General features: G+C 69.0%; 20 protein-coding genes. 7 read left to right on the forward strand and 13 right to left on the reverse strand.

Annotation, left to right across the window (positions count from 1 at the left end):
* Positions 1-32: 32 nt before the first annotated feature.
* The 4 genes from KYX17_RS16020 to dut all read right to left on the reverse strand — a co-directional run bounded on the left by KYX17_RS16020 (position 33) and on the right by dut (position 4,850).
* The gene (locus tag KYX17_RS16020; RefSeq protein WP_243227930.1) at positions 33-2,867 is read right to left on the reverse strand and encodes an aconitate hydratase; all 2,835 of its coding nucleotides are present in this window, start codon (positions 2,865-2,867) and stop codon (positions 33-35) included.
* A 140-nt stretch (positions 2,868-3,007) separates the two neighbouring features.
* Complete coding sequence (locus KYX17_RS16025) at positions 3,008-3,802, reverse strand: DUF3159 domain-containing protein (protein ID WP_243227931.1); 795 nt, start codon at positions 3,800-3,802, stop codon at positions 3,008-3,010.
* Complete coding sequence (locus KYX17_RS16030; protein WP_243227932.1) at positions 3,799-4,398, reverse strand: DUF3710 domain-containing protein; 600 nt, start codon at positions 4,396-4,398, stop codon at positions 3,799-3,801. Before KYX17_RS16030 ends, KYX17_RS16025 begins: the two co-directional genes overlap by 4 nt.
* The gene (gene dut, locus KYX17_RS16035; protein ID WP_243227933.1) at positions 4,395-4,850 is read right to left on the reverse strand and encodes a dUTP diphosphatase; all 456 of its coding nucleotides are present in this window, start codon (positions 4,848-4,850) and stop codon (positions 4,395-4,397) included. The genes KYX17_RS16030 and dut overlap by 4 nt, the downstream gene beginning before the upstream one ends.
* A gap of 21 nt (positions 4,851-4,871) precedes the next feature.
* Here dut and KYX17_RS16040 point away from each other — a divergent pair, with 21 nt between their 5' ends.
* On the forward strand, positions 4,872-5,342 hold the full coding sequence (locus KYX17_RS16040; RefSeq protein WP_308220905.1) for a DUF3093 domain-containing protein: 471 nt from the start codon (positions 4,872-4,874) through the stop codon (positions 5,340-5,342).
* Here the strand turns inward: KYX17_RS16040 and KYX17_RS16045 are convergent.
* Positions 5,317-5,610, reverse strand: coding sequence for a DUF4193 domain-containing protein (locus KYX17_RS16045; protein ID WP_137416906.1), 294 nt, complete (start codon positions 5,608-5,610; stop codon positions 5,317-5,319). The genes KYX17_RS16040 and KYX17_RS16045 overlap by 26 nt on opposite strands.
* Before the next feature lie 213 nt (positions 5,611-5,823).
* On the opposite strand from KYX17_RS16045, the gene sepH reads away from it, so the two are divergent.
* Positions 5,824-6,843 carry a septation protein SepH gene (gene sepH / locus KYX17_RS16050; protein ID WP_243227935.1) on the forward strand — a complete coding sequence of 340 codons (1,020 nt, stop codon included), beginning with the start codon at positions 5,824-5,826 and terminating at the stop codon, positions 6,841-6,843.
* 6 nt (positions 6,844-6,849) lie between these two features.
* Here the strand turns inward: sepH and KYX17_RS16055 are convergent, their stop codons facing one another.
* The gene (locus tag KYX17_RS16055; RefSeq protein WP_243227936.1) at positions 6,850-7,971 is read right to left on the reverse strand and encodes an alkaline phosphatase family protein; all 1,122 of its coding nucleotides are present in this window, start codon (positions 7,969-7,971) and stop codon (positions 6,850-6,852) included.
* A 54-nt stretch (positions 7,972-8,025) separates the two neighbouring features.
* On the opposite strand from KYX17_RS16055, the gene KYX17_RS16060 reads away from it, so the two are divergent.
* On the forward strand, positions 8,026-10,485 hold the full coding sequence (locus KYX17_RS16060; RefSeq protein WP_243227937.1) for a DNA topoisomerase (ATP-hydrolyzing) subunit A: 2,460 nt from the start codon (positions 8,026-8,028) through the stop codon (positions 10,483-10,485).
* Between the two features lie 121 nt (positions 10,486-10,606).
* On the opposite strand, the gene KYX17_RS16065 is transcribed toward KYX17_RS16060, so the two are convergent.
* Positions 10,607-12,676, reverse strand: a complete 2,070-nt coding sequence (locus KYX17_RS16065) for a type IIA DNA topoisomerase subunit B (RefSeq protein ID WP_374208961.1) — start codon at positions 12,674-12,676, stop codon at positions 10,607-10,609.
* A 166-nt stretch (positions 12,677-12,842) separates the two neighbouring features.
* On the opposite strand from KYX17_RS16065, the gene KYX17_RS16070 reads away from it, so the two are divergent.
* Positions 12,843-13,067 carry a hypothetical protein gene (locus tag KYX17_RS16070; protein WP_137416902.1) on the forward strand — a complete coding sequence of 75 codons (225 nt, stop codon included), beginning with the start codon at positions 12,843-12,845 and terminating at the stop codon, positions 13,065-13,067.
* Positions 13,068-13,073: 6 nt separating this feature from the next.
* Here KYX17_RS16070 and KYX17_RS16075 read toward each other — a convergent pair whose 3' ends face one another.
* The 6 genes from KYX17_RS16075 to KYX17_RS16100 form a co-directional block, all read right to left on the reverse strand.
* The gene (locus KYX17_RS16075) at positions 13,074-14,108 is read right to left on the reverse strand and encodes an alanine racemase (RefSeq protein WP_243227938.1); all 1,035 of its coding nucleotides are present in this window, start codon (positions 14,106-14,108) and stop codon (positions 13,074-13,076) included.
* A complete protein-coding gene (locus KYX17_RS16080; RefSeq protein WP_243227939.1) occupies positions 14,105-14,758 on the reverse strand; it encodes an alanine racemase in 654 nt (217 codons plus the stop codon). The genes KYX17_RS16075 and KYX17_RS16080 overlap by 4 nt, the downstream gene beginning before the upstream one ends.
* A gap of 4 nt (positions 14,759-14,762) precedes the next feature.
* Positions 14,763-15,509 carry a glutamine amidotransferase gene (locus KYX17_RS16085; RefSeq protein WP_243227940.1) on the reverse strand — a complete coding sequence of 249 codons (747 nt, stop codon included), beginning with the start codon at positions 15,507-15,509 and terminating at the stop codon, positions 14,763-14,765.
* A complete protein-coding gene (locus KYX17_RS16090) occupies positions 15,506-16,801 on the reverse strand; it encodes a MurT ligase domain-containing protein (RefSeq protein WP_243227941.1) in 1,296 nt (431 codons plus the stop codon). Before KYX17_RS16090 ends, KYX17_RS16085 begins: the two co-directional genes overlap by 4 nt.
* Positions 16,802-16,808: 7 nt before the next feature.
* A complete protein-coding gene (locus KYX17_RS16095) occupies positions 16,809-18,152 on the reverse strand; it encodes an RNA polymerase sigma factor (protein WP_243227942.1) in 1,344 nt (447 codons plus the stop codon).
* A 200-nt stretch (positions 18,153-18,352) separates the two neighbouring features.
* On the reverse strand, positions 18,353-19,282 hold the full coding sequence (locus tag KYX17_RS16100; protein WP_243227943.1) for a proteasome assembly chaperone family protein: 930 nt from the start codon (positions 19,280-19,282) through the stop codon (positions 18,353-18,355).
* A gap of 81 nt (positions 19,283-19,363) precedes the next feature.
* Here KYX17_RS16100 and KYX17_RS16105 point away from each other — a divergent pair, with 81 nt between their 5' ends.
* From KYX17_RS16105 to sucB, 3 genes are read left to right on the forward strand one after another with little or no spacing between them, the layout of a single operon-like run.
* Positions 19,364-20,833, forward strand: a complete 1,470-nt coding sequence (locus KYX17_RS16105; RefSeq protein ID WP_243227944.1) for a leucyl aminopeptidase — start codon at positions 19,364-19,366, stop codon at positions 20,831-20,833.
* Complete coding sequence (gene lpdA / locus KYX17_RS16110; protein ID WP_243227945.1) at positions 20,830-22,200, forward strand: dihydrolipoyl dehydrogenase; 1,371 nt, start codon at positions 20,830-20,832, stop codon at positions 22,198-22,200. Before KYX17_RS16105 ends, lpdA begins: the two co-directional genes overlap by 4 nt.
* Before the next feature lie 55 nt (positions 22,201-22,255).
* Positions 22,256-23,968 carry a 2-oxoglutarate dehydrogenase, E2 component, dihydrolipoamide succinyltransferase gene (gene sucB, locus KYX17_RS16115; protein ID WP_243227946.1) on the forward strand — a complete coding sequence of 571 codons (1,713 nt, stop codon included), beginning with the start codon at positions 22,256-22,258 and terminating at the stop codon, positions 23,966-23,968.
* Positions 23,969-23,970 lie beyond the last annotated feature (2 nt).

The following is a 23,970-nucleotide window of genomic DNA, read 5'->3' on the forward strand; positions in this document are numbered from 1 at the left end:
TGCCAGGACCGACCCGTCTGCGGTGCGAACGCTCAGACGAGCGAGCGCAGCACGTACTGCAGGATGCCGCCGTTGCGGTAGTAGTCCGCCTCGCCGGGGGTGTCGATGCGCACCTTCGCCTCGAACGTGATCGTCTGCTTGCCTTCCGGCGAGAACTCGCTCGGCTCGGCCGTGACGGTCACCGTCTTGGGCGTGACGCCCTCGTTGAGCTTCTCCAGGCCCGTGATCGAGACGATCTCGGTGCCGTCGAGGCCGAGCGAGGACCAGCTCTCACCCTCGGGGAACTGCAGCGGAACGACGCCCATGCCGATCAGGTTCGAGCGGTGGATGCGCTCGAAGCTCTCGGTGATGACGGCCTTCACGCCCAGGAGGCTCGTACCCTTGGCCGCCCAGTCGCGCGACGAGCCGGAGCCGTACTCCTTGCCGCCGAACACGACGAGAGGCGTGCCCTGCGCGGCGTAGTTCTGGCAGGCGTCGTAGATGAACGACTGCGGACCACCGGGCTGCGTGAAGTCGCGCGTGTAGCCGCCCTCGACGACGGCGCCGTCGTTGACTGCGCTGACGATCGCGTTCTTGAGGCGGATGTTCGCGAACGTCCCGCGGATCATGACCTCGTGGTTCCCGCGGCGCGAGCCGTAGGAGTTGAAGTCCTTCTGCGCGACGCCGTGCTCGGTCAGGTACTGCGCGGCGGGGGTGCCCGCCTTGATGTTTCCTGCCGGGCTGATGTGGTCGGTGGTCACCGAGTCACCCAGAGTCGCCATCACGCGGGCGCCGGTGATGTCGGAGACCGGGGTCAGCTCCATCGACATGCCGTCAAAGTAGGGCGCCTTGCGCACGTAGGTGGAGTCCGCATCCCACTCGAACACCGGGCCGGTGGGCGTGGGTAGGTTCCGCCAGCGGTCGTCGCCGTCGAAGACGGTCGCGTACTGCTTGATGAACTGCTCGCGCGAGATCGAGGTGTCGATGACGGCCTGGACCTCTTCGGTGGAGGGCCAGATGTCCTTGAGGAACACGTCCTCGCCGTTCTGGTCCTTACCGAGCGGGTCGTTGTCGAAGTCGAAGTTCATCGAACCCGCCAGCGCGTAGGCCACCACGAGGGGCGGCGACGCGAGGTAGTTCATCTTCACGTCCGGGCTGATACGACCCTCGAAGTTGCGGTTGCCCGAGAGGACGGCCGTCACGGCGAGGTCGTTCTCGTTGATGGCCTCAGAGACCTCTTCGATGAGCGGGCCCGAGTTGCCGATGCAGATCGTGCAGCCGTAACCGACGGTGTAGAAGCCGAGACCCTCGAGCGACTTGTCGAGGCCCGACTTCTCGTAGTAGTCGGTGACGACCTTCGAGCCGGGGCCGAGCGTGGTCTTGACCCAGGGCTTGCGCGTCAGGCCCTTCTCAACGGCCTTCTTCGCGAGCAGACCCGCCGCCATCATCACCGAGGGGTTGGAGGTGTTGGTGCAGGACGTGATCGCCGCGAGGGTGACCGCGCCGTTGTCCAGGATGTAGGGCGCGCCCTCAGCAGGCGTGACCTTCACGGGCTTGGACGCCGCCGCCGGCCCGCCGCTCGAGATCAGGACCTCGCCCGTGTGCACGTGCTCGTCGCCGGGCACGGGACCGGGGTCGGATGCGGGGAAGGACTGGTCGCCCTCGAGGTCGACGATCGAGTCCGACGTGGAGGCGGTCGCGTAGTTGAGGATGTCCTTCTCGAACTGCGCCTTCGCCTCGGAGAGCAGGATGCGGTCCTGGGGACGCTTGGGGCCCGCGATCGAGGGGACGACGGTCGCGAGGTCGAGCTCCATGTACTCGCTGAAGACCAGCTCGCGCGAAGGGTCGTGCCAGAGCGACTGCTCCTTGGCGTACGCCTCGACGAGGGCGATCGCCTCGTCGCTGCGTCCGGTGAGACGCAGATAGTCGAGAGTCACGTCATCGATCGGGAACATGGCGGCCGTGGAGCCGAACTCCGGGCTCATGTTGCCGATGGTGGCGCGGTTGGCCAACGGGACGGAGGCGACACCCTCGCCGTAGAACTCGACGAACTTGCCGACGACGCCGTGCTTGCGCAGCATGTCGGTGATCGTCAGGACGACGTCGGTCGCGGTGACACCGGCGGGGATCTCGCCCGTGAGCTTGAAGCCCACGACGCGCGGGATGAGCATGGAGACGGGCTGACCGAGCATGGCGGCCTCGGCCTCGATGCCACCGACGCCCCAGCCGAGCACGCCCAGGCCGTTAACCATCGTGGTGTGCGAGTCGGTGCCGACACACGTGTCGGGGTAAGCGCGCAGGACACCGTCGACCGTGCGGTCGTAGATGACCTTGGCGAGGTGCTCGATGTTCACCTGGTGCACGATGCCGGTGCCCGGCGGTACCACCTTGAAGTCGTCGAAGGCCGTCTGGCCCCAGCGAAGGAACTGGTAGCGCTCGCCGTTGCGCTCGTACTCGATCTCGACGTTGCGCTCGAGGGCGTTCTCGGAGCCGAACAGGTCGGCGATGACGGAGTGGTCGATGACCATCTCAGCCGGAGAGAGCGGGTTGATGCGGTTCGGGTCGCCGCCGAGGGCGGTCACGGCCTCACGCATCGTCGCGAGGTCGACGATGCAGGGCACGCCGGTGAAGTCCTGCATCACGACGCGCGCGGGCGTGAACTGGATCTCGGTGTCGGGCTCCGCATCCGGGTTCCAGGACCCGAGCGCCTGGATCTGCTCCTTGGTCACGTTGGCGCCGTCTTCGGTGCGCAACAGGTTCTCCAGGAGCACCTTGAGGCTGAAGGGGAGCTTCTCGTAACCGGCGACCGTGTCGATACGGAAGATCTCGTAGTCGGTGCTGCCGACCGTCAGGGTGCTTTTCGCACCGAAGCTGTCAACCGTGGACACGTCTGTCTCCTTCGTCGGCGTTCACGGGCGTCGTCGCGGGGCCCGATCTGCCCATCTTCCCCGCGTCCGGAAGGGGTTGCTAGGAAGGTAAGCCTTACCCCGTCGCCCGGAAATTTATCTCGATGTCGAGATAAATAGTATCACCGGGCGTCGGACTCCTCGACGGGCGCGCCGCCCTGTGAGGCCCGCGCGTGCACGGCGCGGACGGTCAGCCAGGTGACGGCCACGAGAGGCGCGAACAGCGGCAGCCCCATGGCGATCTTGAGGGTTCCCAGCAGCGCCACCGCGCTCTCCCGATTCACCGGATCGAGCGACGAGAAGTAGATGGGAAGCTGCACCGCCAACCGCACGAAGAAGAGCGCCGCCCAGGCGATGGTGAGCCAGAAGTAGGCGCGGCGCTTCGCCTTGAGTTGCCGCCATGAGGTGCCCTCGCCCAGCATGTAACCGGCTGCCAACCCGATGATCGGCCAGCCGATGAGTGCGGAGACGAGCATCGCCAGACCGTAACCGGCGTTCGTCAGCAGCCCCGGCACGAAGTTGTCGGACGGATTGCCCGTGATCAGCGCCAGAACAGCGGCAACACCGGCGGCGACGAGTCCGCCGAGCGCGGCGGCTGCCGGCGACTTCTGCAGCAAGCGCACCACGGTGAACACGACGGCGATGCCGACGGAGGTCGCGAGGGAGAGAACGAGGTTCGTCGTCGCGGTGTAGACGATGACGAAAAGGAGGCTCGGGAGCACGGACTCGACGACACCGCGCCAACCGCCCATGGCGTGCCACACGACGTGACCGGTGCTCGCTTCCTGCGCAGGATCCATCCCCGCGCGACGCGCGGCCGCACCCAGCGCGGAACCGATGAGCTCGGATGCGCGGGGCTCGGCGGGCACCGGTGGCTCGAGCGAGGGACGTTCGCCGTGCGTCTCGTCGGAGCTCACGCCGCGCCCGGGGTCGCTGGCATCTTCAGGGGGATCAGATCGCGCGGGGGCATCGGCGTACCGCCTCGCACAACCACCAGCGAGCGGAACAGATCCTCGATCTGGGCCGCGGCTTCGACGTTGGACGTCGCTGCTCCCCCGATCACGCCGCGCAGGAACCAGCGGGGCCCGTCGACGCCGACGAAGCGCGCGAGTCGCTTGGCGCCGCTGCCGGCGTCACCGGCCACGACGACCGGAACCTCGGCGAGGAGCTCCGGACCGAGCGGGCCTTCCCGCTCCTCGACCCGGCCGCCCTGCTGACGCACCTGCTGACGGATCTGCTCTCGCGTCTCCTCCCAGAGCCCGCTCGAGCGGGGTGCGGCGAAAGGCTGCACCTGGAGTGTCGAGTCGGCGTAGTCGAGTCCGACGGCGACGATGCGCTTGGTCTGCTCCTCGACTTCGAGCCGCAGGTTGAGTCCCTCTCGGGGAAGCACCTTGATCGCGCCCAGGTCGATGTAGGGACGAACCGGGTTCACTTCCGACTCGTCGAAAGGTCCCGCGGTTTCGCGGTCGATCGGAGCGCTCTTGCCGCTCGGTTCCAGAGATGCGTCGGTCATCGGGTCGTCCTCGCAGAAGTGTCGTATCCGGTGGAGCCGAAGCCCCCTTCGCCGCGCACACTGGCGGGCAGCTCATCGACCGGGAGGAAGCGAACCGGCGGGATAGGAAGAACCACCAGCTGCGCGATCCGATCCCCCGCCGACACCTCGTAGGTCTCGGCGCGGTCGGTGTTCAAGAGCGCGACCTTGATCTCGCCGCGGTAGCCCGCATCGACGGTCCCGGGCGCGTTGACCACGGTGACCCCGTGCTTGGCCGCAAGCCCGGAACGGGGCATGACGAAGGCCGCGTACCCTTCGGGCAGCGCGATGCGCACACCGGTTCCCACGAGCGCACGCTCGCCGGGTCCGAGTCGCACCCCCTCTGCGGCGATCAGGTCTGCCCCGGCGTCGCCCGGATGAGCGAACGCAGGGACGACGGGCGCGATAATGGGGATGTCCACGCTTTCGGCCACCTCACGAGGGTAATGCAGAACATGACTTCCGACGTCGTCTATCGCGAACGCCTGAGCCCCTCGCTGTGGACGCTCGTCGCCGCCGCGGTCTGCGCTCCCATGGTGGCGCTCGCCCTCTCGCCCGTCGACACCACGATCGCGTTGGTGGCCGGTGCCGCGGTCGCGGCGCTGATCATCTGGGCACTGATGGCATCCGCGCCTCGCGTCGAGGTCAGCGAAGGAGAGCTTCGCGCGGGTCGTGCCCACATCCCGGTCGACCTTCTGGGAGAGCCGGTCGCCTACACAGGCGAAAACGCGCGGTTCGCGCGTGGCCGGGATGCCGACCCTCGGTCATGGATGCTGGTGCGCGGCGGAATCGGTGGGGCGGTCGTCATTCCTGTCGAGGATGCGGACGATCCGACACCGGCGTGGGTGGTGTCCTCTCGGACCCCCGACCGACTCGCCGCGGCTGTGCGCAGAGCGCAGGTCAGGCAGCGCACTCCACGCAGATAGCGCCGAGCGACTCCTCGTGGTCGATCTGCGAGCGGTGCTTCACCAGGAAGCAGCTGACGCAGGTGAACTCGTCCTCCTGCGCGGGGAGCACGACGACGTCGAGCTCAAGGTCCGAAAGGTCGGCGCCGGGCAGCTCGAAGCCCGACGGGTTGTCGGCGTCTTCGACGTCGACGGCCCCGGACATCTTGTCCGGAACGCGCTCCTTGAGCGCTTCGATGGACTCGCTGTCGTCTTCGGTCTTGCGGGGGGCGTCGTAGTCCGTAGCCATTCTTCTCGTGTCTCTTGTCGCGTTGTGGATCTCCCGCCGTCGGGCAGGCGGCGATAGTTTGCATGACCGGGTGGCATTTAGCAAATGCGGATGCGTGGTGCTCTCATCGGGGTCGGCACGCATCGAAACTCGCGCCACGCCCTGGATATTCCCGCCCGCGGCGACGCCCTGTGTCAGCATGGGCCCACACGGCAGATGGGAGGCGTGTGTCGCATGGAACAACTCAGAGTGATCGGCACCGAAGACGGTGTGCTGGTGGTCTCCACCGAGTCCGGGCAGCGCTACTCCCTGGCCATCGATGACGTGCTGCGCGCAGAGCTTCGTCGGGCGCGCAAGGAGCGCGAGGAGCCCGCCAAGGCAAATCGCCCCAGCCCCCGCGAGATCCAGGCGCAGATCCGCGCAGGCCTGTCGGCACGCGAGGTCGCCGAGGTGCTCGGAGCGACTCTCGAGGACGTCGTCCGGTTCGAGCCGCCCGTGCTCGCCGAACGCGAGTTCATCGTCGGACAGGCGCTCGCGGTTCCCGTCCTGCTCGGATCCGACTTCGACGGCGACAACCAGACCAGCTTCGGCGACGCGGTGCGCGCCAAGCTGGCGGAAGCGGGCGCGACCGGCGAGCGGTGGACCAGCTGGAAGGAACCCACCGGGTGGGTCGTCAAGCTGGGCTTCGTCGCCGGTGATGTCGAGCGCGACGCGCGCTGGAGCTTCGAGCCCCGCCGCAGCTCGCTGTCGCCGCTGAACGCCGATGCCACGCAGCTCTCCCGTCAGGGTTCGCTTCCCGAGGGACTCATCCCGCGCCTGCGCGCACTCGACACCCCGGGGATCAAGGACGACACGCGCTTCGACAGCGGTGCGTTCGGCCCCCGCCACGACGCGACGGAACGCCCGACCCTGCCGGCACCGGCGAGCCCCGCCGTGCAGGATGCCGCGATCAAACGCGCGCCCGATGCGGTGCAGACCTCCGCCGAGACAGCGGATCTCCTGGAGGCGCTGCGCCGCCGACGCGGTCAGCGCACGGCCGCTCCCACCGCAGAGACCTCCGAGGAGCCGACCCGCGCACCGTCGCCTGTCGCGCTCTTCGATGCTTTGGAGCCGGGATACACCGAGACGAACGACTCCGCACCCGCGGAGGCTTCCCGCACCGAACCCGCCTCCGACACCGGACGCCGCAAGGGGCGGACGTCGATGCCCTCCTGGGACGAGATCGTCTTCGGAGCCCGCTCCGACGAGAGCTGAGCGCTCTCAGCCGGCGAAGCCCCCCAGTCCGATCAGGGGGACGACACGCTCTTCTGTGGTGAGCGAGCCGTGCTGACCCACCATGTGCTGCGCCGATGTGTCGGCGAGCCGGCCGTCGTAGTAGGCGACGCGCCCGCGTGCAGCCACCATCACGTCGCCGATGCGCGCGGCGACCGCGGCGGAGACGGAGCCCCCGAACAGCCCGGCGGCGATCGCTTCCTCTCGAGTGAACACCCAGGCCGCCGGTTCCTCACGCCAGGCACGGATCAAGGACGCTTCGCCGCCGGGATGTGCGTACAGATGCAGCATCCGCGGTTCCCCGGCGATCGCGGCAGCCGCCTCGAGTCGGGGGTCGCCCTCCGTCATGACGATCTGACGGTGTCTCGGGACGTCGACCATCCCGTGATCAGCGGTGAGGATCACCCCGACACCCGCACCGGCGCCCGAGTGCAGGCGGCGCGCTGCCGCATCCACGGCCTCGAGGGCGGCGGTCCACCGATCTGAGGCGACGCCGTGCCGATGGCCGGCCGAGTCGAGCTCGGGCGCGTACAGGTAGACGATCGTCCCCGGTGCGCTGCGCGCCTCGGTGATGGCACGCTCGACACGATCGTCAAGCCGCTTCTCACCGAAGTTCTCCGCCCCGCGGAGCGTGGCTTCGGTGAAGCCCGTGCCGGCATACTCGGGCTTCGAGGCCACGACCCAGCGGTGCGCCGCGTCGGTCGCGCTCAGCGGGGCGATCTGAGGCCACGTGAGCGGGTCGAGCGCGCGAGGGCCCCAGTCCGTGAGCTGGTTGTGCACGAGCCCCGTCAGCGGATCGCGCGCACGGTAGCCGACGAGTCCGTGCTTGCCGACCTCGGATGCGGTGAGCAGGCTCGTGAGGGCGGCCGCCGTCGTGCTCGGGAATACCGAGGTCGCGACGCGCTTCTTGCCGCGATGTTCCGCGAGGAACCGCGCATAGGCGACGTTCTCGGCGAGGTTGGCGGCGCCGAGTCCGTCGACGACGAAGACGATGAGGCTCTGCACGGAGGGCCAGCGGGTCGAGCCTGCGTCGAGGGCCGCGACCGCGTCGGGTAGCACACCGGTGAGCCTCGGGGCGCCGGAGGGGTCCGCCGGTAGGCTGAGGGTCATCGGGCCCAGTCTCGCATACCCGCGCCAGGCCCTTTCCGACCCGAGGTGTTCTGCATGTCCCGAGCCACGTCCGATTCTGCGCCCGCCGAGGAAGGCCGCATCGAAGACATCGACCTGTCTGCCGAGATGCAGGGGTCCTTCCTCGAGTACGCGTACTCGGTCATCTACTCGCGTGCCCTCCCGGACGCGCGCGACGGACTCAAGCCGGTGCAGCGACGCATCCTGTTCCAGATGGCCGACATGGGGCTGCGCCCCGACCGCGGACATGTGAAGAGCGCACGCGTCGTCGGCGAGGTCATGGGCAAGCTGCATCCCCACGGCGACTCACCCATCTACGACGCGCTCGTGCGCCTCGCGCAGGACTTCGCGCTACGGGTGCCGCTCGTCGACGGGCACGGCAACTTCGGCTCCCTCGATGACGGCCCGGCCGCGGCTCGATACACCGAGGCGCGTCTGGCGCCGGCCGCGCTTGCGCTCACCGAGAACCTCGACGAGGACGTCGTCGACTTCATCCCCAACTACGACGGCCAGTTCCAGCAGCCCGAGGTCCTCCCCGCCGCCTTCCCCAATCTGCTCGTCAACGGCACGACCGGCATCGCCGTCGGCATGGCGACGAACATGGCGCCGCACAACCTCAACGAGGTCGTCGCGGCCGCCATCCACCTGCTCGACAACCCTGACGCGACCCTCGAAGAGCTCATGGAGTTCGTCCCCGGCCCCGACCTCCCGGGTGGCGGTGTCATCGTCGGTCTCGACGGCATCAAGGACGCCTATGCCCACGGACGCGGAAGCTTCCGCACTCGGGCGAAGGTGTCGGTCGAGTCGCTCGGCCCCCGGCGCACCGGCCTGGTCGTCACCGAATTGCCGTACATGGTGGGTCCCGAGCGCGTGATCGAGAAGATCAAGGATGCGGTCAACGCGAAGAAGCTCACCGGCATCGCGGATGTGGCGGATTTCACCGACCGCAATCACGGCCTCCGCCTGGTCATCACGATCAAGACGGGCTTCGATCCGAAGGCCGTCCTCGACCAGCTCTACCGACTGACGCCCCTCGAGGACTCCTTCGGCATCAACAACGTCGCCCTGGTCGACGGCCAGCCCCAGACGCTGGGACTCAAGCCGCTGCTTCGCGTGTACCTCGACCACCGGATCTCGGTCGTCACGCGCCGCAGCCGGTACCGTCTGGCGCGCAAGCAGGAGCGACTGCACCTCGTCGAGGGCCTGCTCATCGCCATCCTCGACATCGACGAGGTCATCCAGGTCATCCGCTCCTCGGACGACAGCGAGCAGGCGCGCACACGTCTGATCGAGGTGTTCGACCTCTCCCAGCTGCAGGCGGAGTACATCCTCGAGCTGCGCCTGCGCCGTCTCACCCGGTTCTCGCGCATCGAGCTCGAGACCGAGCGCGACCAGCTGCGCGCCGACATCGCGGCCCTCGAAGAACTGCTCGGCAGCGATGTGCTCCTGCGCGCCCAGGTGGCGCGCGAGCTCGAGGCGGCTTCCGACACCTACGGCACGCCGCGGCGCACTCTGCTGCTCAACGGCGGACCGGTCACACCCCGCGGCGCGAAGGCGGCGGCTGCGGCCGATCTGCAGATCGCCGACGCTCCGTGCCGCGTGTTCCTCACGGCGACCGGGCGGATGCTGCGCGCCGAACTCGTCGCGGATGCGCTCGACGGCGGCATCGTGCCGCCCGCGCGCCGCAGCAAGCACGACGCCATCCGCAGCGCGGTGGATGCGTCGGTCCGCGGCGATGTGGGAGCCGTCACCAGCGCCGGACGCCTCGTGCGCTTCTCCCCCGTCGACCTCCCCTCCGTGCCGGGCAACAGCGTGCAGCCCGCGGCGGGTGCGAAGGCCGACCAGTACCTCGGTCTCCCCGCCAACGAGCACGTGCTCGCTCTCGTCCCGCTCGACGCGCCCGCCCCGATCGCGCTGGGCACGGCCCAGGGTGTCGTCAAGCGCGTCGCGGTCACCGAGCTCGCGCCCGGAAAGCCGGATGCGGAGATCATCGCCCTGAAGCCCGGCGACCGCGTCGTCGGCGCGGCACTGGCCTCGGACGACGTCGAGCTCGTCTTCGTGAGCTCCGACGCGCAGCTGCTGCGTTTCGATGCGTCCACGGTGCGCCCCCAGGGCAAGAGTGCCGGTGGCATGGCCGGCATCCGCCTCGCCGACGGCGCGAAGGTCATCATGTTCACGGCCGTAGCCGCATCCGAAGAGTCCGTCGTCGTGACGATCGCGGACTCGTCTCAGGCGCTCGCCGGCACGGCGGGCGGCAGCGGAAAGGTGTCAGCCCTGTCCGAGTTCCCCGCGAAGGGTCGGGCGACCGGCGGGGTGCGTGCGCAGCGCTTCTTGAAGGGCGAAGACACCCTCATGCTCGCGTGGGTCGGCGACCAGCCCCGCGCCGTCGGACCCGACGGGGCCGTGCGCACGCTTCCCGAGGCGGGCGCGAAGCGCGACGCATCCGGTCAACCGTTCGACGACGTGATCGGCGCCGTCGGCACCGCCATCGCCTGACCGCGCTCCTTCACCGCGAGACTGCATTCACCGCACGAGATCACGGGTAATACCCGTGATCTCGTGGCCGAAATGCAGTCTCGCGGGACGGGCGAAGGAGCCGGCGGATGGATGCGGCGGGTCAGGCGTCGATGGACTCGCGGGAGAGCCGGTCGCTCGAGGTCACGATGAAGTCGCGGCGCGGGGCGACCTCGTTACCCATCAAAAGCTCGAAGACCGCGTTCGCCGCATCCGCGTCCTCGACGCGCACGCGACGGAGCATGCGACCGGCACGGTCCATCGTCGTGGTCGCAAGCTGGTCGGCGTCCATCTCGCCCAGACCCTTGTACCGCTGCACAGGCTCCTGCCAGCGCTTGCCCGCCTTCTGCAGCTTCGCGAGCAGCGCGTGCAGCTCCTTCTCGCTGTACGTGTAGATCGTCTCATTGGGCTTCGTGCCCGGGTTCATCACGACCACGCGGTGCAGCGGAGGCACGGCGGCGTAGACACGTCCGGCTTCGACCAACGGACGCATGTAACGGAAGAAGAGCGTGAGCAGGAGAGTGCGGATGTGGGCGCCGTCCACGTCCGCGTCGCTCATCAGGATGACCTTGCCGTAACGCGCGGCGTCGATGTCGAAGGAGCGGCCGGACCCTGCACCGATCACCTGGATGATCGCGGCGCATTCGGCATTGGACAGCATGTCGCTGATCGATGCCTTCTGCACGTTGAGGATCTTGCCTCGGATCGGCAGCAGAGCCTGGTACTCGCTGTTGCGGGCCAGCTTCGCGGTACCGAGGGCAGAGTCGCCCTCGACGATGAACAGCTCGGAGTCGGCGACCTCGTTCGTGCGGCAGTCCGCGAGCTTCGCGGGCAGGGACGAAGACTCAAGAGCGGACTTCCGACGCTGCGTCTCTTTGTGCGTGCGTGCGGAGATACGCGCCTTCATCTCCGAGACGACCTTCTCCAGCAGCTGCGCGGTCTGGTTCTTGTCGTCGCGTTTGGTGGAGGTGAACTTCGCGGTGAGCTCGCGCGAGACCACGTTGGCGACGATCTGCCGAACGGCCGGCGTGCCGAGGATCTCCTTCGTCTGGCCCTCGAACTGCGGCTCCGGCAGTCGCACGGTGAGAACGACCGTCAGTCCCGCGAGGATGTCGTCCTTCTCGAGCTTGTCGTTGCCAACCTTGAGCCGACGGGCGTTCTGTTCGACCTGGCTGCGGATGACCTTCATCAGGCCGGCTTCAAAGCCCGCCTGGTGCGTTCCGCCCTTCGGGGTGGAGATGATGTTCACGAACGAGCGCATCGTCGTGTCGTAGCCCGTTCCCCAGCGCAGCGCGACGTCGACCTCACACGAGCGCTCGAGTTCGGTCGGCACCATCGCGCCCGAAGGCTGCAGCACGGGAACCGTCTCGGTGAAGGTGCCCTCGCCGGTCAGACGCCAGGTGTCGGTGATCGGCGCATCGGGTGCCAGGAAGTCGGCGAACTCGGAGATGCCACCGTCGAACCGGTAGCTGGTCTCGACGCGCTCCTCGCCGCGCTGGTCGTCGACCACGATCTCCAGCCCCGGAACGAGGAAGGCGGTCTGGCGCACGCGCTGCACGAGTTCGTCGAGCCCGAACGTCGCGTCCTTCGTGAAGATCTGCCGATCCGCCCAATAGCGGATGCGGGTGCCGGTGACTCCTCGCGGTGCCTTGCCCACGACGCGCAGCTCCGACGAGCGCTGGTAGGGAGTGAACGGCGCGTCCGGCGAATCGCCGGCGAACGTGCCGGGCTCGCCCCGATGGAACGACATGGCGTAGGTCTTGCCGCCGCGGTCGACCTCGACGTCCAGACGCTCCGAGAGCGCGTTCACGACGGAGGCGCCGACACCGTGCAGACCGCCGGATGCGGCGTACGAGCCCCCTCCGAACTTGCCGCCGGCGTGCAGCTTCGTGAAGACGACCTCGACGCCGGTCAGCCCCGTGCGCGGTTCGACGTCGACGGGGATGCCGCGCGCCCGGTCCCGTACCTCGACACTGCCATCCGCGTGGAGCAGGATGTCGATGCGCGAACCGTGTCCGGCGAGGGCTTCGTCGACGGAGTTGTCGATGATCTCCCAGAGGCAATGCATGAGCCCGCGGGAGTCGGTGGAGCCGATGTACATGCCCGGCCGCTTGCGCACGGCCTCGAGCCCTTCGAGGACCTGCAGATGATGGGCGGAGTACTCGGCAGTCACAATCCTCAAGGGTATCCGGGGCCACCCCCACGGCTCTGCACAGACACGACACCACCGGGGCCGCCGTACGCGGTCAGCGAAACGCGCGGCACAGCGGGCATGGGTCACAGGCGCGCATGGTTACATGTCATATCCGTACCCGCCCGACGCACCGAGGAGGTCTCCGATGAGCACGACGTCGACACCCACCGAGCAGTCCGCCGTACTGGAACACCGGCTGACCGCGGCCGACCGCTGCGACTCGTGCGGAGCGCAGGCCTACATCGCCGCCGAGGTCAACGGCAGCGAGCTGCTGTTCTGCGCGCACCACGGCCGCAAGTACGAAGAGAAGCTTCGCGCCGTCGCCACCAGCTGGCACGACGAGACCGCGCGCCTCGTCGACGCGGTCTGACCCGCTTCAGCGGTATCGCCGCTCCACGAGCGGCGATACCCGCAGCGCGATCTCCTCACCGATCGTGCCGATCGCCTCGGCCAGATCGGTGGGGCTCGCCGCATCCGCGCCATAGATGCGCACCACATCGCCCACGCGCGCACCGTCCCATCCGCTGACGGCTGCACTCACGCCGTCCACCGCCACCAGACGCCGAGGCCCCGCGGGCGTCGCGACGTCGACGCGCCCCGCCAGCGCCGACACCAGCCCGTCCAGCGCTCCCGCATCGATGCGTACCCGGTCGCCGTCCACGGAGAGCACCTCTGCCTCCCACGAGCCGATCGGTGCGATCCCCAGCTCGGCGTCGGCCGGGCCGCCGGCGGGGCGGATTCCGTAGCAGAACGCCCCCACACGAACGAGGTCGTATCGGAACTCCGCGCGGGCCGACGACGCGGCACTCGCGGCGAGATGGCGGAGCGGACGGTCGAATCCCGCAGCGGTTACGGCCGCAACCGCCTGCTCGAAGGCGGCCCGCGAGAGATCGTCTTCCTCGTCCGAAGCCTCGGCGATGTGGCTCCACACGCCGGTCAGCTCCACGACGCCCTCACGCGCCAGCGCGACGACGCGGCTCACGGCATCCGTCCACTCCTCGGGTCGGATGCCGTTGCGGTGCAGACCCGTGTCGATCTTCAGATGGATGCGGGCACGACAGCCCCGCATGCGAGCGACCTCCGCCACTTCCTCGAGAAGGTCCGCATCGCCGATGCCGAGGTCGAGATCGGCATCGAGCGCCGAGCGGATCGCGCTCTCGCCCGCGATCATCCAGACGAAGACACGAGGCTCCTGCCCGACGGCCCGCCGCACCTCGAGCGCCGTCGCGACGTCGAAGGCGCCGATCCAGTGGACGCCCTCGGCGACGGCGCGGCGGACCACCTCTGCCACACCGTGCCCGTACGCGTCGTCCTTGACCACGAGCATGAGAGCGGCCGGTGTCACCCGGGCGCGCACGACATCGATGTTGCGCGCGAGTCGATCGAGGTCGACGTGCAGCACAGAACTCACGTCGCCACCTCCCGACGGGCTCGCAATCCGACCGCGGTCACGATCTCGTCGGCCCGCCATCCGGTCGCATACGCCCAGTCAGCCACGCGTGGGCCGTCGTCGCCGAAGAAGACGGCGCGCTCGCCTCGAGCGACGGACGCGTCGCCGATGTCGACGACGCACACATCCATCGCCACGCGGCCGACGATCGGATGTGCGATATCGCCGATGACGACGTGCGCTCGATTGCCGAGCTCGCGCACCACGCCCTGCGCATAGCCGCCGGTGACGAGCGCCACGCGTGTGTCCTCCGACGCGCGGTGGATGTATCCGTAAGAGACGCCCTCGCCGGCATGCAGAGCCTTGGTGGACAGGACGGTGCCCACGAGCGTCATGGCCGGAAGAGTGTGCTCCCACCCGAACACGACATCGGGCGCAAGGGTCGTGGGTCCGGCCGTCACCGTCCGATCGCGATCAGCCAGCTCGGCCGTCTCGTCGACCAGAAGGACGGCATCCGTGCCCGCGCGTAGCGCGTCGGCAACATGGATGAGCCCGTGTCCGTAGGCGTCGCGGCGAAGATCGACGACCGGTGCGGTGAGACCTGCCATCCGGACGTTGGCCACGATGGCCGACGTCCGGATGCGTGCCACGGGTGCGCCGTCGTCGCTCATGCGGTCAGAGCTGGATGGCGGTGAAGCGCTTGTCGACAGCCAGGCGCTCGATCTCTGCACGCGCCGCGAGGGCGTGAGCGTCGATCTCGGCATGCGCCGGTCCCGGAGAGTACGCGGCGCCGAGACGCACGAACGCCTGAGCGAGCAGTGCGTCCGCGAGCGCCGGGTTCAGCGGCAGCACCGGGCCCTGCACGTTCGTCGCGTAGATGGAGCCCATGCGGACCGTCTCGAAACCGCCCTGGATGCCGCCATTGCCGGCGGTCACGGTGCCGTACGCGATGCCGGGATCGCCCAGGCGCCACAGCGACGCGTGGTCTTCGAATCCGATGAGCTTTCCGTCGACGGTGTCGGCGACGACATAGCCCACGCGCCGCTGCTTCGTGCGGCCCACGCGAGCAGGGATGAGTGCCAGTCCGTCGAGATGACTGCCGTCGACGAGGTCGATGCCCTCCGAGAGCAGCTCGGATCCGCCGCCCACGGCGAGCACGACCGTGCCCGCTGCGACGAGCGCTGCCAGCCAGTCGCGACGGCTCTCGAGGTCGTCACGCACAACGCGCAGCGCCGACAGCGGACCGTTGCCGATCACGACGATGTCGGCTTCCGTCGGCGCGTCTTCACCGAGGCCGACGAGTGTCACCTGGCTCTCGTGACCCGCGAGTAACGCGCGCGCCGCGAGCACCTCCACATTCCCACGATCGCCGGTGACACCCAGCAGATCGGGGTAGAGCTGAACGATTCGCAGCGTCGTCATCGTCGAGCCACCTCCTGGTCGCCGTAGCCGAGGATGCGGCGACCGATCATCATGAGCTCGTAGTTCACGAACCAGATCTGGCGGCCGGCCGAGGTGGGAGCGAATGCCCGCATGAGCTCGACCGCCTTCTCCATATCGGGTTCCACCACGCCGATCGGGATGCCCGCGTAGGCGAGGCGCGTCGCGATCTGGTGTGCCTTCTCCCCTGTGACGACGTCGACGTGGTCGAACGCGCTGAGATCGACGTCGTAGAGCCAGGACACATCGGGCGTGCCTTCGTCGATGGCCATGAGGATGCGCTCCGGCGGGCCATCCAGCGCATCGACGTTGAGCTGCAGGCTGGGACCGTTCTTGAACATCACGAACTCGACCTGTTCACCCGAACGGTCGCGGCGCAGTGGCACCAGCTCACCTCGCCCGTAGGCCGGCGTCATCTTCGAGAAGCCCGCAGCGGCCGCGTCGGCGCGGAAGGCGTCGCCCAGGACATGGCGCGCCGTGCTGATCGCGGCTGCCGCATCCACCGCGTAGTGCAGCCCGCGAGCGGGCAGCGTCACGGAGATGGGGTTGCCGTCGAGCGTGATCTCGACGTTGCGCCCGGCCACCGCGGTGACTTCGCTCTCGGCGGGATGATCGAGCGCTCCCACTGTGCCGCTGCGTGTGTCGGCCGCGTTGTTCAGGCCGTGCGCGGATGCCGCGACGACCTCGGTCGAGGCACCGAAGAACGACACCGGCGACCGGAGGGCCGACGCGTCGATCTTGCTGAGATACGGGTCGTCACGGTTGACCACGACGCGCACGGAGGCGCGGGTCGCGGCATCCAGCATCATGTCCGCGACGCGCTCGGTCTCGTAGAAGCGATAGAGCTGATCGACCTGCACGTTCAACGCGACGATGACGCGCGGCGACAGGATGTCGGCGAGCTCCGCCGCGTACCCCTCGTCGACTTCGAGCACGGCAACGTCGGCGCGCACCTTGCCGGTGGGCGTGGCCTCGGCCAGCAGCGCACTGGTCACGCCCTGCGGCAGGTTGGCCCCCGTCGGGTTCGTGAACACGCGCAGCCCGTGGGCGCGCAGCACCTCGCTGACCATGTGCGTGGTCGTCGTCTTGCCGTTGGAGCCGAGGACGAAGACGACCCCGTACGGAAACTGCGCGGCCAGGCTGCTCAGCAGCGTCGGCGCGAGCCGATTGGCGAGGTAGCCCGGGAAGGCCGACCCGCCGCCGCGCAGACGCGTGGCGAAACGGGCGGCCTTGCCTGCGAGCACCGCGGGGACATAACGGATGCTGCCGCTCACGCCCCGATCACTCCAGGTAGTCGCGCAGCGACTGCGAGCGGCTGGGGTGCCGCAGCTTCGCCATGGTCTTCGACTCGATCTGACGGATCCGCTCGCGGGTGACGCCGAAGGTGTCGCCGATCTGGTCGAGGGTCTTGGGCTGCCCGTCGCCCAGGCCGAAGCGCATGCGGATCACGCCGGCCTCGCGCTCGCTCAGCGAGTCGAGCAGCGACTCGAGCTGGCGCTGCAGCATCGTGAAGCCCACGGCGTCGGCGGGCACCACGGCCTCGGTGTCCTCGATGAGGTCACCGAACTCGCTGTCGCCGTCTTCACCCAGCGGCGTGTGCAGCGAGATCGGCTCGCGGCCGTACTTCTGCACCTCGATGACCTTCTCGGGGGTCATGTCGAGTTCACGGCTGAGCTCTTCGGGGGTGGGTTCACGGCCCAGGTCCTGCAGCATCTGGCGCTGCACGCGAGCGAGCTTGTTGATGACCTCGACCATGTGCACCGGGATACGGATGGTGCGCGCCTGGTCGGCCATCGCGCGGGTGATGGCCTGACGGATCCACCATGTCGCGTACGTCGAGAACTTGAAGCCCTTGGTGTAGTCGAACTTCTCGACGGCACGGATGAGGCCGAGGTTGCCCTCCTGGATGAGATCGAGGAACTGCATGCCGCGCCCCGTGTAGCGCTTGGCGAGCGACACGACCAGACGCAGGTTCGCACCGAGCAGGTGGCTCTTGGCGCGCTGCCCGTCACGGGCGACCCACTGCAGGTCGAGTCCGAGCTGCGTGGACTTCTCGGCCGCCGACATCTTCGACAGCTTCTCCTCGGCGAACAGACCCGCCTCGATCCGCATGGCGAGCTCGACCTCTTCGGCCGCGTTCAGCAGCGGAACCTTGCCGATCTGCTTCAGGTAGTCCTTGACCGGGTCGGCGGTGGCGCCGGTGATCTGGGTCGAGTAGACGGGAACGTCGTCCTCGTCGCTCGAGGAGATGACGATCGCGCCGGTCGGAAGCGGCTCGCTGAAGGCGGGCTTGGTGTTCTCGCCATCCTCGTCGTCTGCGTCGTCGTCGGAAGCCTTGGCGGTCTTCTTGTCGCCCGCGGCCTCCTGCTCGTCGCCCTCTTCGGCGTCGTCGCTGTCATCGACCTCTACGTCTACATCGACGTCGTCTTCGAACTCTTCCTCGTCTTCGGCAGCTGCCTTCTTCTTGGCAGGCGCCTTCTTCACCGGAGCCTTCTTGGCCGGAGCCTTCTTCGCGGGCGCCTTCTTGGCCGGCGCCGCGGTCTCGGTCGCCGTGTCGACGACCTCCTCGTCACCCGGCGTCGCGGTCTTCCGCGAGCGGGATTCGGTCTTCGTGCCAGGAGTCACGGTTCACCTTTCACCGACGCGATCACGCCGGTCGTTCTCGAACACGAGTAAGACCCTTGTCAAGTCCGGAGCGGGAAACTCCTTGATCGACAACGGGCCGGTGCTCTATTGTCTCATACCCCCGACCGCGGCTTTGCACGCGCGGCCTGCTTCTCTGGACAACACCCCCGAATCCCCCTGCATTCCCCCGACGCCTGGCGTCAGCCGAAACTCGGCCCTCGTTGATCGTCGTCGTGGGAGCCGTTGGCGAGGAAGCGCTCCAGCTCCGCCGCGATCTCGTCGGCACTCGGCAGATCCGCCTCGTGCAGGAGCGGTGTCGCGAGCGTCGCGCCTGCCATGTAGGCGTCGTAACGCTCCTCCAGGCCCGTGAGCATCGTGGTGAGTTCGTCGCTCGCGCTCACCTGCTCGCCGACCTTCGACAGGAAGTCCTCGTTCTGCTCGCGCAGATCGTCGACGGCGAACACGAGGCCCGTGGCAGCGGTGATGCTGTCGAGCGCGGTGATCGCCGACGCCGGATACTCGGTGTCGCTCAGATAGTGCGGCACGAGCAGGACGAAACCGGCGACGGAGTGGCCGGAGGCGACGAAGCGGTATTCGAGCAGGTGCCCCACCGTCGCGGGCACGGTCGTGTGCGGCTTCCACACCGAATGCGCTTCGGTGAGCGCGGAGCGGTTGCCCGAGACCGTGGTGCCCAAGGGGCGCGTGTGCGGCACGGGCATGCCGATCGCGTGCACCCACGTGACCGATGAGACCGCGAAGGCCGTCGCCGCACCCAGCACGGCGTTCGCGAACGCCTCCCACGCAAAGTCGGGCTCGTAGCCGGCCAGCAGCAGGAAGGGACGCGAGAGCGCGTCGTAGGCGAGTGAGAGTTCGAGGCGCGCCGGACGGTAGTCGGTGAGGTGGTCGGCGTCGAAGGTGATCTGGGGCCTGCGCGCACGATAGTCGAGCAGGACGTCGTTCTCGAAGCGCAGGAGCACGGAAGGGCTCGCCTCATCACGCAGATACCCGATGGACTGCGACACGGCGGAGCCCGCGTCCGTGAAACCCGTGAGCAGGATCACGAGCGGCAACCCGGTGGGCACTGCGGGCGCGTCGTCGACGCTCACGTACAGCGGCGGGGTCCAGGACATTCCTCCATGGTACGAGGCGTCGAACACGCAACGGCCCGTGTGGGCCGTCTCTACTCGCCTCGGCGTCCTTAGGATGGAGTCATGCCGTTCCCGGATCTGCACCTCACCTCGGACCCCCTCACCGACAGCACCGCGGACGCGCTGCTACTGGCCCTGCCGCCTCTCGACGACGCGTTCTACGAGGGCGGGCTCGGCGCCGCGATGCGCGACACGCTGGAGGCGGTCGGCTTCACCGGCGCCGCCGGGGCCGTACAGCGCGTGGCCCTGCCGGGAGTGGCCGAGCTCCCCGCGGTTCCCGTCGCCGTCGTCGGCACCGGAGCCTCGCCGGACGGTGGCGCACTGCGCTTCGCCGCGGGCGCAGGCGTCCGCACCCTCGTCGGCTTCGCTTCCCTGTCACTCGCCGCGCCGTCGGTCGAGGGTGGCGCACGCGAACTCGCGGAGGGTGCGGGCCTCGGCGGCTACCGATTCGCGGGTTACAAGAGCTCGGCGGGCAAGACGCGCGCCGAATCGGTGACCGTGCACGCCGAGGGTTCCGAGGCCGACCTCGCCGCCGCGCGAGCGAACGCATCCGCCGCCGCCGTGGTGAAGGACCTCGTCTCCACGCCCGCAGAGTGGCTCGGTCCGGCCGAGCTCGCGGACCAGGCCGCCGCGCTCGTGGCCGATCTCCCGATCTCGGTCGAGGTCTACGACGAGGTGCGGCTGCGCGAAGAGGGCTTCGGGGGGATCCTCGGCGTCGGGCAGGGCTCCGACCGCCCGCCCCGACTCGTTCGCCTCGACTACTCCCCCGCCGATGCGAAGCGTCACATCGCGCTCGTCGGCAAGGGCATCACCTTCGACACCGGCGGCCTCTCACTCAAGCCCGCAGCCTCCATGGTCGGCATGAAGTACGACATGTGCGGCGCCGCGACCGTGCTCGCGGTCGTCCGAGCGGCGGCGCAGCTCGCCGCCGATGTCCACGTCACCGCGTGGCTCTGCATCGCCGACAACATGCCGTCCGGCCGCGCGACCCGCCCGGGTGATGTGCTGCGCATGGCCGACGGCACGACCGTCGAGATGCTCAACACGGATGCGGAGGGCCGCCTCGTCCTGGGCGACGGCCTCGTCGCAGCGAGCCGCGAGAACCCCGACCTGATCGTCGACGTCGCCACCCTCACCGGTGCCATCACCGTCGCGCTCGGCAACCGCCTGACCGGAGTCATGGGTTCCGACGACGCGGTCGCCGAGTACCTCGCGTCGGCCGAGCGGGTCTCAGAACTCTCCTGGCGCCTGCCGCTCCCCGCGCACATGGAGGAAGAGCTCGATTCCCCGATCGCCGACATGGTCAATGCCAAGATCGGTGACCCCGCGGCCGGCTCCCTGTTCGCCGGCCTCTTCCTGCAGCGGTTCGTCGGCAGGACCGACGGCCCGGATTCGCCCCGCATCCCGTGGGTGCACCTCGACATCGCCGGCGTCGGGATGAACAAGGGCGCGGGTTACGGCTTCACCGACAAGGGCCCCACGGCGGCCACCGTCCGCAGCCTCATCGACCTCGTCACCGGATCCTCGCGGTGACCGCCCGCAGCACTGACGTCGCCATCATCGGCGGCGGCAGCGGCGGCTACGCGGCCGCGCTGCGCGCCGCGGAGCTCGGGAAGAAGGTCGTCGTCGTCGAAGCCGACAAGGTCGGCGGCACATGCCTGCACCGGGGATGCGTTCCCACGAAGGCGCTCCTGCACGTCGGCGAGACGGCGGATGCGGTCCGTGAAGGGCCGTCCTTGGGCGTGAAGGCGACGCTCGAGGCGATCGATGTCCCCGCGATGCACGCGTTCCGCACGGATCTGGTCGCGAAGAAGTACAAGGGACTGCAGGGCCTGCTCGCCGCACGCGGCGTGGAGATCGTGCCCGGTCGCGGCCGGATCGCCTCCCCCGGCATCGTCGAGGTCGACGGCGACATCATCACAGCGACCGACATCATCGTCGCCACCGGTGCCCGCACCCGCACTCTCGGAATCGAGCTCGGCGGCCGCATCCTCTCCAGCGAGACGGCGCTCGAGCTCGACGAGGTGCCGTCTCGGGCGATCGTGCTGGGCGGAGGAGTCATCGGCGTGGAGTTCGCCAGTCTGTGGCGCTCGCTCGGAGCCGAGGTCACGGTGGTCGAGGCCGCCGACACCCTCGTACCTGCGGAGGACGAGATCCTGCGCCAGCAACTCGCCCGCGCCTTCCGCCGCCGCGGCATCCAGACCCGGCTCGGCTCTCCTTTCGCCGCGGTCGCGCAGGATGCGGAGCACGTGCGGGTCGAGCTGGCGGACGGAACCGTCCTCACCGGCGACTACCTGCTGGTGGCCGTGGGACGTGAACCCGCCGCCGACGGGATCGGTCTCGAAGAGGTCGGCGTCGTCCTCGACCGCGGCTTCGTCGTCGTCGACGACCGGCTGCGCACGTCCGTCCCCGGCATCTGGGCCGTCGGGGACGTCGTCGCGGGCCCGCAGCTCGCGCACCGCGGGTTCCAGCACGGCATCGCCGTTGCCGAGCGGATCGCGGGTCAGGACCCGGCGATCGTCTCGGACGAGCTCGTGCCGCGCGTCGTGTACAGCTCGCCCGAACTCGCGTCGGTCGGCATCACGCGCCAGGTGGCCGAGCAGCGCTACGGTGCCGACGGCATCCGCGTCGTCGACTACAACCTCGCGGGCAATGCACGCAGTGAGATCCTGGGCGGCGGCGGCGTCGCGAGGGTGATCCGACGCGTCGACGGTCCTGTGGTGGGCGTCCATCTTGCGGGTCCGCGGGTGGGCGAGCTGATCACCGAGGCACAGCTGGTGATCGGCTGGGATGCGCACCCCGAGGATGTCGTCCCGTTCATCCACGCGCACCCCACGCAGAGCGAGGCGCTGTCCGAGGCGTTCCTGGCTCTGGCAGGCAAGCCCCTGCACACGCTATGAGGCTTCGGCTTCACTAAGCTAGACATCGATATCGCAGTTCGAAGGAGCAAATCCCATGAGCACTTCCGTTGTCCTCCCCGCTCTCGGCGAGAGCGTCACCGAGGGAACGGTCACCCGCTGGCTCAAGAATGTGGGTGACACGGTGGAGGCGGACGAGGGTCTGCTCGAGATCTCCACCGACAAGGTCGACACCGAGATCCCCTCGCCGGTCAGCGGCGTGATCGAAGAGATCTTCTTCCAGGAGGACGACACCGTCGAGGTGGGCGCCGTCCTCGCGAAGATCGGCGACGGCTCGGGAGCAGCGGCTCCCGCAGCAGAGCCCGAGGCGGCTGCGGCTCCCGAGCCCGCCGCCGAGGCTGCTCCGGCCGCCGAGCCCGAGCCGGCCGCAGAGGCAGCTCCGGCAGCGGCCCCCGCCGCATCCGGCGGCCGTGACGTCGTTCTCCCGGAGCTCGGCGAGAGCGTCACCGAGGGCACTGTCACCCGCTGGCTCAAGGCCGTGGGCGACGAGGTCGCCGTCGACGAGCCGCTGCTCGAGATCTCGACCGACAAGGTCGACACCGAGATCCCCGCGCCGTTCGCCGGCACCCTGCAGGCCATCCTGGTCCAGGAGGACGAGACGGTCGCCGTCGGCAGCCCGCTCGCACGCATCGGCGACGGCGCCGCACCGGCCGCCGAGGCCGCTCCCGAGGCTCCGTCCACCGAGAAGCCCGTCGAGGTCGAGGAGGCCGAAGCCGAGGCTCCCGCGACGCCCGCGCCCGCTGCCGCACCGGCCCCGGCTGCCGCACCGGCCCCGGCTGCAGCGCCGCCCGCGCCGGCTCCCGCACCCGCTCAGGCCGAGACCTCGAGCGATGAGGGCTCGGGCTATGTGACGCCGCTCGTGCGCCGCCTCGCGGCTCAGCAGGGTGTCGACCTCGCGACCGTGACCGGTTCGGGAGTCGGCGGCCGCATCCGCAAGGAGGACGTGCTGAAGGCCGCCGAGGCCGCTGCCGCCCCCGCCGCGGCGTCCGCACCCGCGGCCCCGGCCGCGTCCAAGGCTCCCGTCGAGGTGTCCGAGCTCCGCGGCACGACCCAGCCGATGTCGCGTCTGCGCAAGGTGCTCGCCAAGCGCGCCGTCGAGTCGATGCAGGCCACCGCCCAGCTCACGACAGTGGTCGAGGTCGACGTGACGAAGGTCGCGCTGTTCCGTGACGGCGTCAAGAACGAGTTCCAGCAGAAGACGGGCGACAAGCTCTCCTTCCTGCCGTTCTTCGTGCTGGCCGCCGCCGAGGCGCTGAAGACCTACCCCGTCATCAACGCGACTGTCGATGGCGAGCAGATCGTCTACCCGTCGAGCGAGAACATCTCGATCGCGGTCGACACCGAGCGCGGCCTGCTGACGCCGGTCGTGCGCGAGGCGGGCGAGAAGAACCTCGCCCAGATCGCTCACGACATCGCCGACCTCGCGGCCCGCACGCGTGACAACAAGCTGAAGCCCGACGAGCTCGCAGGCGGCACGTTCACGGTCACGAACACCGGCTCGCGCGGCGCACTGTTCGACACCCCGGTCGTGTTCCTGCCGCAGTCCGCGATCCTCGGCACCGGCACCGTCGTCAAGCGCCCCGGTGTCGTGACGGTGGACGGCAAGGATGCATTCTCGGTGCGTTCCTACGTCTACCTTGCGCTCTCGTACGACCACCGGATCATCGACGGTGCGGACGCGGCACGCTTCCTCTCAGCGATGAAGACCCGCCTCGAGACGGCCGACTTCGCCGGAGACCTCGGGATCTGACC

It is taken from the genome of Microbacterium sp. CIAB417 (genome assembly GCF_022788845.1).

Excerpts from the sequence above, each read along its gene's own strand:
- KYX17_RS16030 (WP_243227932.1), bottom strand. The coding sequence starts at position 4,398 with ATGACCGACGCATCTCTGGAACCGAGCGGCAAGAGCGCTCCGATCGAC.
- KYX17_RS16040 (WP_308220905.1), top strand. The coding sequence starts at position 4,872 with ATGACTTCCGACGTCGTCTATCGCGAACGCCTGAGCCCCTCGCTGTGG.
- KYX17_RS16045 (WP_137416906.1), bottom strand. The coding sequence starts at position 5,610 with ATGGCTACGGACTACGACGCCCCCCGCAAGACCGAAGACGACAGCGAG.
- sepH (WP_243227935.1), top strand. The coding sequence starts at position 5,824 with ATGGAACAACTCAGAGTGATCGGCACCGAAGACGGTGTGCTGGTGGTC.
- KYX17_RS16055 (WP_243227936.1), bottom strand. The coding sequence starts at position 7,971 with ATGACCCTCAGCCTACCGGCGGACCCCTCCGGCGCCCCGAGGCTCACC.
- KYX17_RS16060 (WP_243227937.1), top strand. The coding sequence starts at position 8,026 with ATGTCCCGAGCCACGTCCGATTCTGCGCCCGCCGAGGAAGGCCGCATC.
- KYX17_RS16070 (WP_137416902.1), top strand. The coding sequence starts at position 12,843 with ATGAGCACGACGTCGACACCCACCGAGCAGTCCGCCGTACTGGAACAC.
- KYX17_RS16080 (WP_243227939.1), bottom strand. The coding sequence starts at position 14,758 with ATGAGCGACGACGGCGCACCCGTGGCACGCATCCGGACGTCGGCCATC.
- KYX17_RS16085 (WP_243227940.1), bottom strand. The coding sequence starts at position 15,509 with ATGACGACGCTGCGAATCGTTCAGCTCTACCCCGATCTGCTGGGTGTC.
- KYX17_RS16100 (WP_243227943.1), bottom strand. The coding sequence starts at position 19,282 with ATGTCCTGGACCCCGCCGCTGTACGTGAGCGTCGACGACGCGCCCGCA.
- KYX17_RS16105 (WP_243227944.1), top strand. The coding sequence starts at position 19,364 with ATGCCGTTCCCGGATCTGCACCTCACCTCGGACCCCCTCACCGACAGC.
- sucB (WP_243227946.1), top strand. The coding sequence starts at position 22,256 with ATGAGCACTTCCGTTGTCCTCCCCGCTCTCGGCGAGAGCGTCACCGAG.